Origin of the sequence: Microbacterium azadirachtae, assembly GCF_000956505.1 — a bacterium.
Classification (GTDB): Bacteria; Actinomycetota; Actinomycetes; order Actinomycetales; family Microbacteriaceae; genus Microbacterium; species Microbacterium azadirachtae_A.
This window is the reverse complement of record NZ_JYIX01000031.1, coordinates 33,868-45,795: the sequence shown is the minus strand read 5'-3', so window position 1 is coordinate 45,795 and position 11,928 is coordinate 33,868. Positions and strand designations below refer to the sequence as shown.

The following is an 11,928-nucleotide window of genomic DNA, read 5'->3' as shown; positions in this document are numbered from 1 at the left end:
AGATGGCTCCATGAGCCAGCCCCGTGCCGCGACCGCGGCGACCTCCGCGATCCGTGCCGCCCGCGACCTGCTGCTCGCGCACGCCAGCGACTACGCCGGCGCCCGCAACGCGTTCCGCTGGCCAGAGCTCCGCGAGTTCAACTTCGCCCTGGAGTGGTTCGACGTGGTGGCCGGCGAGACGCCGAACCGGCCCGCGGTGCAGATCGTCTCGGCCGACCTCTCCAGTCGCAGCTGGTCGTACGGCGAGCTCGCGCGGCGCTCGAACCAGGTCGCGAACTGGCTGCACGGACTCGGGATCCGCCGGGGCGACCACGTGATCGTGATGCTCGGCAACACGATCGACCTGTGGGAGACGATGCTCGGCCTCGCCAAAGTCGGAGCGGTCGCGATCCCGACCTCGACGCTGCTCTCCCCCGCGGACCTCGCCTATCGTGCGGAGAAGGGCGAGGCACGCGGTGTCGTGACGCTCGGCTCGCTCACCGACCGGGTGGCGGAGCTGCCGGCCTCGCTCCTGCGGATCGCGGTGCCGGAGAGCGCGGGCGCCGCCGCACCGGAGGGCTGGCACGACTTCGCCGGATCGAACGACGCCTCGGATGAGTTCGAGCCCGAAGGCCCGACTCCCGCCGGCGACACCAGCCTGCTCTATTTCACCTCCGGCACGACCAGCCGGCCCAAGCTCGTGCAGCACACGCACGTGTCGTATCCGGTCGGGCACCTGTCGACCATGTGGTGGCTGGGCGTGCGCGAGGACGACGTGCATCTGAACATCTCCTCGCCGGGCTGGGCCAAGCACGCCTGGTCGAGCTTCTACTCGCCGTTCCTCGCCGAGGCCACCGTGTTCGTCTACAACTACGACCGCTTCGATGCGAACACCCTCATGGAGGTCATGGAGACGCACCGCGTCACGACGTTCTGCGCCCCGCCGACGGTGTGGCGCATGCTGATCCAGGCTGATCTGGGCCGGCTCCCGCACCCGCCGCGCGAGCTCGTCGGCGCCGGCGAGCCGCTCAATCCGGAGGTCATCGGCCGGGTGCGCCAGGCGTGGGGCGGCACGATCCGCGACGGCTTCGGGCAGACCGAGATGACCGCGTGCGTGGGCAACTCGCCGGGCCAGGTCGTGAAGGACGGATCCATGGGCCGTCCGCTGCCGGGCTATCCGGTGGTGCTCGTGGATCCGGTCACCGGCGCACGCGTCGACGGCGACGCCGAGGGCGTCGCCGAGGGCGAGATCTGCCTGGACCTCGCGGAGAGTCCGCTCGGGCTGATGGCGGGGTACTACGCGGACCCCGAGGCCACCGCCCGTTCCCGTGAGGGAGGGTTCCACCACACGGGCGACATCGCGACGCGCGACGCCGAGGGGTACCTGACCTACGTCGGGCGCGCGGACGACGTGTTCAAGGCCTCCGACTACAAGATCTCGCCGTTCGAGCTCGAGTCGGTGCTCCTGGAGCACCCCGACGTCATGGAGGCGGCCGTCGTGCCGAGCCCGGATCCGACCCGTCTCGCCGTGCCGAAGGCCTATGTGCTGCTGACCGCATCGGCGCACGACGACCTCGTCGCGACCGCCGGCTCGATCTTCGCTCACGCGCGCGGCCAGCTCTCCCCGCACCTGTGGGTGCGCATCATCGAGTTCGTCCCGGAGCTGCCCAAGACGATCTCGGGCAAGATCCGCCGCGTGGACCTGCGCGCTCGCGAGGCCGAGCGCGTCTCGAGCGGCGACGAGTCGGGCCAGCACCACGACCGCGACCACCGCTGAGCGATCCCTGGCTGCTCGCTGCTCGCTCAGGTCGCGATTTCTGTCGATATGGGCGGTCCGAAGCGGCAGTTTCTGCGACCTGAACGCCTGAAGCAGGGCCGAGGTCAGCGCGCGTCGTACTCGGCGCGGGACTGCTCGATCGTGGAATGGTTCGCGATCGCCCACTGCGCGATCGTGTGCGCGATCCCGATGAGCGTGGCGCCGAGCGCGGTGAGCCGGTACTCGACGCGCGGCGGCACCTCGGCGTAGGCGGTGCGGATCACGAGTCCGTCGCGCTCGAGCTGGCGCAGCGTCAGGGTGAGCATGCGCTGCGAGATCCCCGGGATATGACGCAGCAGGTCGCTGAACCGCATGACGTCGTCGCCGAGCGTCGCGACCACGAGCAGCGACCACTTGTCGCCCACGCGGTCGAGCACCTCGCGGATCATCCGGCCCGCCTCCGGGCCGCCAGGGTGCCCCTCGCAGGAGCGCTCGTACTCGGCGAGGCCGGCCGGGGAGGTGGCGGCCGCGGGTGGGGCCGCCACGGTCATGGTTCTCCCGCTGTGCGCCGGTGACACCGATGTTCCTTTTGTACGCGTCTCCACCATGCCCCATCCTTTACTTACTGATCGTAACAAGGTGACGATCGATAACAAGAAGGAACCTCATGCTGATCGCCCTCTGGATCGTCAACGCGCTGCTCACCCTGGCCATGCTGGGCGGCGGCGGCATGAAGCTGATCACCCCGAAGCCGGTGCTCGCCGAGCGCGGGATGGCGTGGACCGACGACTTCTCGGCGGGTTCGGTCAAGGCGATCGCCGCGCTCGAGGTCATCGGCGCCGTCGGGCTGGTCCTGCCGCTCGCGACCGGGATCGCCCCGATCCTCACGCCCCTGGCCGGCACCGGTCTCGCCGTCATCATGCTCGGCGCGGTCGTCGTGCACCTGCGACGCAAGGAGCCGGCCACCCCGGCGATCGTCCTCGCCGCGCTGGCCGTCGTCAGCGCCGTCCTGGGCTTCCTCGCCCTTCGCTGACGCCTGTCGCCCCCCTCGTCGCCCACCAACGCCGTTCAGGTCGCGATTTCCGTCCTCTCCGGGCGTTTGCGGAAGCAGATTCTGCGACCTGAACGTGCGCAGGGCGACCTGAAGTCGGGCGACCTGAAGCCGGGCCCTCAGAAGTCGGCGATGATGAGGCGGCCCATCTGCATCAGGTGAGGGTAGGCGTTCGGGCGCTGCATGAGTTCGGCCATGTTCGCCGGGACGATCTGCCAGCTCAGCCCGAAGCGGTCGACGAGCCACCCGCACTGCTCGGCCTCGGGGACCATGCTGAGGGCGTCCCAGAGCCGGTCGATCTCCTCCTGCCCGTCGCAGTCGACCTGCAGGGAGATCCCCGGCGTGAACGGGTGATCCCGGTCGACCGGTGAGTCGAACGCCGCGAAGCGCTGCCCCGCGAGCAGGAACTCCGAGTAGGTGATCGGCTCGTCGACGCGCGGAGGCGCCGTGACCGGATGCTCCGTCTGGCGGACGATCCCCGACGGCGGCAGCAGCGCGCCGTAGAACGCGATGGCCTCCTCCGCCCTGTTCTGCAGCGGTCCGCCGAACACCAGCATCGGAATGATCGGCGGCTCCGGCTCCGCCGCGGCGTCCATCAGCTTCAGCTGCCAGCTCACCCCGTACCGGTCCTCGATCCAGCCGTACAGTCCGCTGAACCGGTACTCGCCGATGTCCATGAGCACGCGCCCCTCCTCGCCGAGGCGGGTCCAGACGCGGTTGATCCACCCCCGCGCGGCGTGCTCGTCCCCGCCGAAGTCGCGCGGATCCACGCAGACGACGAACGAGATCGCGGATGTCGGCGCGAACTCGGCGCCCGCGTTGATGAGCGTGATCCGGTAGCCGTCGATCGTGACGTCGACCGTGAGCGGCTGCCCCGCGAACGCGCTCTGGAACTCGGGCAGCCCGCGGTCGGGATAGCGCGCGACGACCTCCGACGTTGTGCGGTCGAACACCGAGGCGTAGAAGGCCCCGACCTCCTCGGCATTGTGGTCGCACCAGATGTTCGGGATGATCCGCTGGGTCATGGGAAGCTCCTCGCGCGCCGATGTCTCCCCCCGGAGTCCAGGGTGCGCGCCTTCGTGCCCGCACCGCAAGCATCGGCCGGAGATCCGTCCACCGCTCCCGAACCGCAGTCCATCCGGGGCGGGGCTCAGCGGCGTCCGGCCTTGAGGCGCGACCTCGCCGTGATCACCGGCACCGGCGCCGTGATGACCGCGTCGACGACCATGGACCCGTCGGTGGGCCCGACCACGGGGATCGCGGTGGTCGGGGTGACCTCGATCGGATCCACGGGCATGCGCGCGAGGGCGCGGTGCGCCTTCACGTATGCGGGGATGAGGAGCGCCGCGGCGCCCAGCCACGCGAGCGGATTGCTCAGCGCGACGCCGGGGTAGCCGATGAGGGCGCCGAGCACGACGGCCGCGGCCACGCGCATCACCAGCTCGATCACGCCGGTGACCGTCGGGATGAGCGTGTGCCCGAGGCCCTGCAGCACGCCGCGCAGCACGAACAGCACGCCGAGCGCGCTGTAGCTGAGTCCGTTGATCAGCAGCATGAGGGCGGCGAGGCGCACGACCTCGTCGGATCCGTCGCCGATGAACACGCGCACCATCGAGGATCCGAACAGCACCAGCAGGGCGCCGAGCACGACCGCCGTGATGACCGCCATCCAGATCGCCTGCGTGACGCCCCGGCGGATCCGGTCCGGGCGACGCCCGCCCAGGTTCTGCGCGGCGTACATCGAGGCGGCAAGGCCGATCGAGGAGAGGAAGGCGACCGCGATGCTGTCCACCCGGGAGGCGGTCGTGTAGGCGGCCACGGCGTCAGGACCGAGCACGTTGAGTGCGACCTGCACGGTGATCGTGCCGATCGCGATGATCGAGGCCTGGAAGCCCATCGGAAGACCGAGGCGCAGGTGCTGGACGACGTCGTCGCGGGTCACCCTCCAGTCGGCGCGGTGCACGTGCAGCACCGGCAGCTTGCGCCACACGTACACGAGGCACAGCACGACCGAGACGCCCTGCGCGACGACGGTCGCCCAGGCGGCTCCCGCCACGCCCCACTCGAAGGTGCCCACCATGAGGATCACGAGCACGATGTTCAGCGCGCACGAGACGGTGAGGAACACGAGCGGAGTGCGGGAGTCGCCGATCGCGCGGATCACCGCGGAGAGGTAGTTGAAGAACATCACGGTGCTGCCGCCGATGAAGGTGACCTGCGTGAACACGGTCGCCTCCGGCATGAGCACTTCGGGCGTCTGCAGCAGGGCGAGCAGCGGCGCGGTCACGAGCGGGGCGCCGACCGTGATGATGATGCTCGTGGCGGCGGTCAGCAGGGTGCCCGTGGCGACGGAACGGCGCACCGCGGCGTGGTCTCCCGCGCCGAAGGACTGCGCGGTCGGGATCGCGAAACCGCTGCTGAGCCCCCAGGCGAAGCCGATCAGCAGGAAGATCAGGCTGCCCGTGGCGCCGACGGCCGCGAGCGAATCGACGCCGAGGTGGCGGCCGACGACGATCGCGTCGGCGAACTGATAGAGCTGCTGGACGACGTTGCCGATCAGCAGGGGGACGGCAAAGGCAAGGATGACGCGCCAGGGGCGGCCGGTGGTGAGGGGCGTGGCCATGAGTGCTCTTCGGGGGACGGAGGTGAGCGGAACCGAGCAATCCTATCGAATCGATTCGACTATGTCGATCCAATCATCGGATCTTTCTTCCCGCTCACGGTGGCAGGGGACGACCGATCACCGTCGGCCGCCCCCTGCCGGAACCGGGATCTAGCTGCCCCGGATCGCCGCGGTCGCCGCGTGGTCGATGCCGAACTCGGCCGTCACCACGACGCCGTAGTCCTGCCGCGCCGACTGCGAGGAGACGAAGCCGTTGCGCACATCGCGCGCGACGGCCGAAGGGTCGCGGTCGAAGGGGTGACCGTAGCCGCCGCCCCCGCCGGTCTGGTTGACGAGCACATCACCGGCGTCGAGGCGGTTGTAGCTCCCGCCCTGCACGACCTCCCGCGAGGTACCGGGGTTCAGCACGACCCGATTCGGCTGTCCCTCACCGCCGCCGCCGATCGACCAGGGATCCGTCTTGGTCTTGTAGACGAGGCAGATGCCCGTGGCCGGCGCCGTGAAGCGATACGACCTGCTCACGCCGACGCCGCCGCGGTGCCGTCCCGCGCCGCCGGTGTCGGTGCGGTACCCGTAGTGGTCGATGATCATCGACGACTTGGCCTCCAGCACCTCGACCGGGTTGTTGCGGCAGCCGGGCTCTGAAAGGTGCATGATGCCGTCCTCGCCGTCGTGCACCGCGGTGCCTCCGAAGCCGACCGCCTCGTTCGTGGCCTCCTGCCACGGCTCACCGGTGCGCGGGTTCGTGCCCAGGCCCATCATCGAGCAGACGTCGCCGCCGGAGCAGGCCGGAACGAGCTCCGGCATCCCCTGCGCCAGCGCCTTCAGGATCACCTCGCCGGCCAGCAGGCCGGTCCACAGCGTGAAGGTCGGCATCGGCGACACCGCGTGCATGACCGACCCCGGCACGGTGACGACCCGCAGCGGTGCGAAGTTGCCCGCGACCACCGGGGTGTCGGGGGTCGTGAGCGCCTTGAAGATGAGGCTGGACAGCGCTTCGGTCTGCCCTGGCGGGAGATTGATCGGGCCCTCGACGTTCTCCGCGCTGCCGGTCCAGTCGACCACCATCTCCTCGTCGGTGACCGTGACCGTGCACTGGAGCTTGACGAGATCGTCCTTGTTGATCCCGTCGTCGTCGACGAAGTCGATGGCGCTCCAGGTGCCCTTCGGGAGCTTCGCCAGTCCGAGCCTGGCGAGCTTCTCGCCGTGATCGTTGATCGTCCGCATCGCCTCGGTGAGGGTGTCGACGCCGTATCGCGCCGCGATCTCCTGCGTCCGACGGACGCCCGTCACGCAGGCGGACACCTGGGCCTGGATGTCTCCGATCGTGTGCTTCGGCATCCGGCTGTTGAACCGGATGATGTTGAACACGTCGTCGTTGCGCTCGCCCCGGCGATAGAGCTTCGAGGCCGGCAGCATGAGGCCCTCCTGCGAGCGATCCGTCGAGTCGAGCACGTAGCCCGGATCCTTCTGGTTCAGGTCCGTGATGTGCACACGGCAGGAGGCGAAGCCGATGAGCACGTCGTCCACGTGGATCGGTGCGAAGACCAGCGGATCGAGGGTGTGCGCGCTCGACCAGTACGGGAAGTTGAGGATGAAGATGTCGCCGGGCTCCATCGTGTCCACGCCGAGGAACTCCATCGAGTGCTTGATGCCCGCGTCGTTCCCGCGCGTGAACACTGCGATGCCCGGCGCGTCGGCGACGACGTCGCCGAGCGCATCGTGGATCCCGATGCCGTAGTCGTGGATCTCGTAGACCACGGTGTTGTAGGCGGTGCGGCACAGGTTGCGCGCGACCTCCTCCGCCGCGGCCAGCAGACCGTGCCTGATGATCTCCGTCGTGATGGCGTCGGCCATGTCACGCTCCCTTCTGTGCGTACTGGATCGAGATGACGAGTTCGCCGTAGTCGCCGACCTCGAGCCGGTCGCCGGCGTGCAGGACAGTCGTCGCGGTGTGCTCGGTGATGACGGCCGGCCCTTCGATCGCGTCTCCCGCCAGGAGTTCCTCGCGGGCAATCAGCGCGTACTCCGCGGTCTCGTCGCCGTCGAGCACCACCGTGCGCGTGCGGACCACCGGACCGTCCCCGGCGGACCGGCGCGCGACGTGCGGCAGGTCGGGCTTGTCGACGACGCCGAGGGCGCTCAGCCGCAGGGTCGTGGTCTCGATGGGATCGTCCATGACGTGGCCGTACTGGCGCTCGTGCAGACGGTTGAACTCGGAGCGGATCGCGTCGCGAGGATCGGATCCGTCCTCGGGATAGGTGACGGTGACCGCATGCTCCTGACCCGAGTAGCGGACGGCCACGACCCGGTGGAAGACCATCCGGTCGTCGTCGAACCCCTCGGCGCGCAGCGTCTCCCTCGCCTCGCTCTCCATGCCGGCGTAGAGCGCGTCGGCCACGGAGGCGTCCAGCTCGTGCAAGGCCTGGAGGCTCGTGCGCGAGTAGTCGTGCTGCACGTCCGCCATCAGCATGCCGAGCGCCGAGAACGCGCCCTGCCCCGGCGGCACGATCACCTCGGGGATCCCGAGATCCCTGGCCACGTCGACCGCGACGAGGCCGCCGCCTCCCCCGAAGGAGAGCAGCGCGAAGTCCTTGGGATCGTGCCCGAGTTCGATCGTGATCGCCCGCACGGCGCCCATGATCTTGGTGTTGGAGATCCGCACCATGCCCCGTGCGAGCTGCGTGACCGTCAGTTCGAGGGCCTCCGCGATCGGGGCGAGGGCCTCGAGGGACTTCTCGCGGTCGAGCGTGAGCTCGCCGCCGAGAGGGGTGTCGGTGCCGAGGTAGCCGATCGCGAGCGCCGCGTCGGTGAACGTCGGCTCGGTGCCGCCCCTGCCGTACGCCGCCGGGCCCGGCATCGCGCCCGCGCTCTTCGGCCCCACCTGCAGCGCGCCGCCGTCGTCCAGGTAGCCGAGGGATCCGCCACCGGCGCCGATCGTGTGGATGTAGAGCGAAGGCGTGTTGATCGGCAGCCCCTCGAACTCGGCGCCGTGGTACAGCACAGGGCTTCCGCCCTGCACGAGGGAGGCGTCGAGGCTCGTCCCTCCCATGTCGATCGTGATGAGGTTGGGCCGCCCGATGAGCTTCGAGAAGGCCGCCGCCCCCACGACTCCGCCGGCGGGTCCGGAAAGGATGAGGTTCACCGGCTGCTCCCGCGCGGCCGAGGCCGTCATCGCGCCGCCGCCGGAGCGCGACATGAGGAAGCGTCCGCCGAATCCGCGGCGCTCGAGCTCGCCCTCGAGAGCGCGCAGATAGCCGCGCATGATCGGTTTGATGTAGGCGTCGAGCACGGCCGTGCTGGTGCGCTCGTACTCCCGGTACTCGCGCGAGAGCTCGTGCGAGATGGTGATCTCGAGCTCCGGCGCCTCCTCCGCGAGGATCTCGCGCATCCGGAGCTCGTGCGACGGGTTGGCGTAGGCGTGCAGGAACGCCACGGCGACCGCGTCGTAGCCCCTGCGGCCGATCTCGCGCGCGATCTCCCGCGCGTCGTCCTCGTCCAGCGCCACCGCGACCGAGCCGTCGAACATGCTGCGCTCGGTCACCTCGAAGGTGTCGAAGCGCTCCAGCAGCGCCTCCGGCTTCTGATAGCCGATGTCGTACATCACCCGGCGGTCGGTGCGGCCGAGCAGGTAGACGTCGCGGAAGCCGCGCGTGGCGATGGTCGCGATCCTGGCACCGGTGCGGGTCAGCAGCGAGTTGAGTCCGAGCGTGCTGCCATGGTTGAACATCGAGACCTGAGCCGGATCGGCCTCCGCCTTGTCGAAGGCGGCGAGGACTCCGGCCGTGGGTTCGGCGGGCGTGGTGGGCACCTTCTCGAAGCGCAGCTCTCCGGTCTCCGGGACGAGCTTCACCACGTCGGTGAACGTCCCGCCGACGTCGACGGCGATGCGGATGTTTTCAGGCATGAAAGGGGTTCCTTTCGAGGGGTTCGAGGAGTTTTCGGGCAGCCCGCGGAGCCCGGTGGCGACCGGATCGCCACCGGACAGGGTTCCCGGATGGACGTGCGGGTCAGCGCTTCCTGCGCCCGGCGGCCGAGAGGCCGACGGCGGCGAGGATGATGAAGCCGGTCACCATGTCTTTGAGCTGGGGATTGAGGTTGAGCAGGTCGAAGCCGTTGCCGATGAGGGCGATGAGGAACACACCGGCCACCGAGCGCCAGACGGCGCCGATGCCTCCGTAGATGCTGGTGCCGCCGAGGATCACCGCCGCGATCGCGCTCAGCTCCAGTCCGGCACCGGCGAGCGGCTGACCGGAGGAGATCCGGGAGACGCCGATCGCCGCCGCCGCTCCCGCCGCGAGGCCGCTCAGCACGAACACGACGATGCGCGTCCTCGTGACCTGGACGCCGGAGAGCTCCGCCGCCTCCGGGTTGCCGCCGATCGCATAGACGTGGCGGCCGAACACCGTGCGCGAGAGCACGAACCACAGGAGGGCGACGACCACGATCATCACGAAGACCGCGATGAAGATCCCGCCGACCCGGTTGCGGCCGAGCGCGGTGAAGCCGGGCGTCGTCACCGTGATGAGGCTGCCGCCGGTGATCAGCACTGCGATGGTGGTGAAGATCATCGACGAGGCGAGCGTCGCGAGGAACGAGTGGACGCGGAGCTTCGTGATCACGACGCCGTTGAACGCCCCGAGCACGAGGCCGATCAGCGGCGCCGCGAGCAGTGCGAGCCAGACGTTGCCCGTGGACACCGCGATCCACGCCGAGACGACGCCCGCCACACCGTAGATGGCGCCGGTCGACAGATCGAAGTTGCCCGAGATGATCACGAAGGTCCCGGCCGCCGCGATGATGACGAGCGGGGTGTTCTGGTTCAGGATGTTGACGATGTTGCCGAACGTGAAGAACGACGGCGACAGGATCGCGAGCGCGATCAGGATCGCCGCGAGCAGGAGCAGCACCGCGTACTCGATCGCGAGCTCGGTCATCGAGAACTTCCTGCGGGCACGCGTCTGCGTCGCCGTGGTGTTGACGGCCTCGCTCATGCTGCCGCCTCCTCTCCGGGGGTCACGTGGAAGAGCCGGAACAGCACGTCCTCCACGGTGGTCTGCACGGGGACGATCTCCGCGAACGTACGGCCATCGGAGACGAGATAGGCCCGGTGGGCGAGCTCCATGATCTCCTCGTGCTCCGAGGAGATCAGCAGCACGGCGATCCCCTCCTCGGCGAGCCGGGCGATCAGCTCGTAGATGGTGCGCTTGGCGCCGACGTCCACGCCTCGGGTGGGCTCGTCGAGGATGATCGCCTTCGGCCCTGCCGCCAGCGCCTTGCCGAGCAGGGCCTTCTGCTGATTCCCTCCGGAGAACCAGCCGACCGGGAGCTCGGGGTCGAGCGGCCGGATCTCCAGAGCGCGGGAGAGCTCCTCGGCGACGGAGCGCTCCCTGCGACCGTCGATGACGCCGCCGCGGGCGCGCGCTCCGAGGCTCGCGAGCGCGATGTTCTCCCGCACGGAGCGCTGGAGCACGAGCCCGTCCTTGTGCCGGTCCTCGGAGACCAGTACAAGGCCGGCATCGATCGACTGCTTCGGCGAGCGTCCCGACCAGTCGAGGTCGCCGAAGCGGACCTCCCCCTCCACGATCGCGTCGAGCCCGAACACGGCGCGGAGGCATTCGGTGCGTCCGCTGCCGACGAGGCCGAGCAGTCCGACGATCTCACCGGCGCGGACCGTGAAGCTCATGTCCTCGACCCCGGTGTCGGTGCGCAGATGCTGCACGTCGAGAAGAACCGGTGCATCAGGACCCGGTGCGGCAGGGCGATCCGGATACGCCTGATCCATCTCGCGCCCCAGCATCGACGTCACCAGATCGTGCTTGCGGACGGCGGCCGCATCGAAGGTCTCGATCCGGCGGCCGTCGCGCATCACGGTGATCCGATCCGCGACGCCGAGCACGGAGTCGAGGAAGTGCGAGACGTAGATGACGCAGCAGCCGCGGTCCCGGAGCGTCCGCATCAGGTCCTCGAGCTGGGTCATCTCGTGCGCGGTCAGCGACGAGGTCGGCTCGTCCATCACGATGACCCTCGCGCCCCGCGCCAGCGAGCGGAGGATCTCCACCTTCTGCTTGTCGGCGATCCTCAGGTCCCGCACCCTGGCGTGAGGGTCGAGCCCGAAGCCGACCTCGGCGTCGAGCGCCGCGAACCGTGCGTCCAGGTTGCGCCGTTCGACCCCGAGCCAGTGCTGCTCGGCGCCGAGGAACACGTTCTGCGCCACCGTGAGGTCGGGCACGAGCGCGAGCTCCTGGGCGATCATGGCGATCCCGCGCCGCTGCGCGATCCCGGGGTTCCATCTTTCGACGGGGGCGCCGTCGACGAAGACCTCGCCCTGATCGGCGGAGTAGATGCCGGCGATCACCTTGCCGAGTGTCGATTTGCCCGCGCCGTTCTCGCCGACGAACGCGTGGATCTCTCCGGCGCGCACGTCGAGCGAGACCGCGTCGAGGGCATGGGTCGCCCCGAAGCGCTTCTCCACGCCGCGCAGTTCGACGAGCACGGAGCCTGTCGGCCCGGTCATCC

Annotated in this window: 9 protein-coding genes; 2 read left to right on the top strand and 7 right to left on the bottom strand. The window is 69.5% G+C overall.

Annotated elements, in window-relative coordinates; translation table 11 throughout:
- Positions 1-10 precede the first annotated feature (10 nt).
- Entirely contained in the window at positions 11-1,756 is a 1,746-nt protein-coding gene (locus RS86_RS06615; protein WP_045271438.1) for an AMP-binding protein, read from the top strand.
- A 104-nt stretch (positions 1,757-1,860) separates the two neighbouring features.
- Here the strand turns inward: RS86_RS06615 and RS86_RS06610 are convergent, their stop codons facing one another.
- Positions 1,861-2,286, bottom strand: a complete 426-nt coding sequence (locus tag RS86_RS06610; RefSeq protein ID WP_045271437.1) for a winged helix-turn-helix transcriptional regulator — start codon at positions 2,284-2,286, stop codon at positions 1,861-1,863.
- Between the two features lie 116 nt (positions 2,287-2,402).
- Here RS86_RS06610 and RS86_RS06605 point away from each other — a divergent pair, with 116 nt between their 5' ends.
- Entirely contained in the window at positions 2,403-2,768 is a 366-nt protein-coding gene (locus RS86_RS06605) for a DoxX family protein (protein WP_045271436.1), read from the top strand.
- Positions 2,769-2,905: 137 nt separating this feature from the next.
- On the opposite strand, the gene RS86_RS06600 is transcribed toward RS86_RS06605, so the two are convergent.
- The 6 genes from RS86_RS06600 to RS86_RS06575 form a co-directional block, all read right to left on the bottom strand.
- The gene (locus RS86_RS06600) at positions 2,906-3,811 is read right to left on the bottom strand and encodes a VOC family protein (RefSeq protein ID WP_045271435.1); all 906 of its coding nucleotides are present in this window, start codon (positions 3,809-3,811) and stop codon (positions 2,906-2,908) included.
- A gap of 125 nt (positions 3,812-3,936) precedes the next feature.
- Positions 3,937-5,409, bottom strand: a complete 1,473-nt coding sequence (locus RS86_RS06595; RefSeq protein ID WP_045271434.1) for an MATE family efflux transporter — start codon at positions 5,407-5,409, stop codon at positions 3,937-3,939.
- A gap of 150 nt (positions 5,410-5,559) precedes the next feature.
- Positions 5,560-7,266 carry a hydantoinase B/oxoprolinase family protein gene (locus RS86_RS06590; RefSeq protein WP_045271433.1) on the bottom strand — a complete coding sequence of 569 codons (1,707 nt, stop codon included), beginning with the start codon at positions 7,264-7,266 and terminating at the stop codon, positions 5,560-5,562.
- A 1-nt stretch (position 7,267) separates the two neighbouring features.
- Positions 7,268-9,316, bottom strand: a complete 2,049-nt coding sequence (locus RS86_RS06585) for a hydantoinase/oxoprolinase family protein (protein ID WP_045271432.1) — start codon at positions 9,314-9,316, stop codon at positions 7,268-7,270.
- Between the two features lie 103 nt (positions 9,317-9,419).
- The gene (locus RS86_RS06580) at positions 9,420-10,403 is read right to left on the bottom strand and encodes an ABC transporter permease (protein ID WP_052680116.1); all 984 of its coding nucleotides are present in this window, start codon (positions 10,401-10,403) and stop codon (positions 9,420-9,422) included.
- Positions 10,400-11,926 (bottom strand): sugar ABC transporter ATP-binding protein, encoded by a 1,527-nt coding sequence (locus tag RS86_RS06575; protein ID WP_045271431.1) that lies wholly within the window; start codon positions 11,924-11,926, stop codon positions 10,400-10,402. The genes RS86_RS06580 and RS86_RS06575 overlap by 4 nt, the downstream gene beginning before the upstream one ends.
- Between the last annotated feature and the right edge of the window lie 2 nt (positions 11,927-11,928).

Coding starts and splice junctions, on each gene's coding strand:
- RS86_RS06580 (WP_052680116.1), bottom strand. CDS start 10,403: ATGAGCGAGGCCGTCAACACCACGGCGACGCAGACGCGTGCCCGCAGG.
- RS86_RS06590 (WP_045271433.1), bottom strand. CDS start 7,266: ATGGCCGACGCCATCACGACGGAGATCATCAGGCACGGTCTGCTGGCC.
- RS86_RS06585 (WP_045271432.1), bottom strand. CDS start 9,316: ATGCCTGAAAACATCCGCATCGCCGTCGACGTCGGCGGGACGTTCACC.
- RS86_RS06610 (WP_045271437.1), bottom strand. CDS start 2,286: ATGACCGTGGCGGCCCCACCCGCGGCCGCCACCTCCCCGGCCGGCCTC.
- RS86_RS06605 (WP_045271436.1), top strand. CDS start 2,403: ATGCTGATCGCCCTCTGGATCGTCAACGCGCTGCTCACCCTGGCCATG.
- RS86_RS06600 (WP_045271435.1), bottom strand. CDS start 3,811: ATGACCCAGCGGATCATCCCGAACATCTGGTGCGACCACAATGCCGAG.
- RS86_RS06595 (WP_045271434.1), bottom strand. CDS start 5,409: ATGGCCACGCCCCTCACCACCGGCCGCCCCTGGCGCGTCATCCTTGCC.
- RS86_RS06575 (WP_045271431.1), bottom strand. CDS start 11,926: ATGACCGGGCCGACAGGCTCCGTGCTCGTCGAACTGCGCGGCGTGGAG.
- RS86_RS06615 (WP_045271438.1), top strand. CDS start 11: ATGAGCCAGCCCCGTGCCGCGACCGCGGCGACCTCCGCGATCCGTGCC.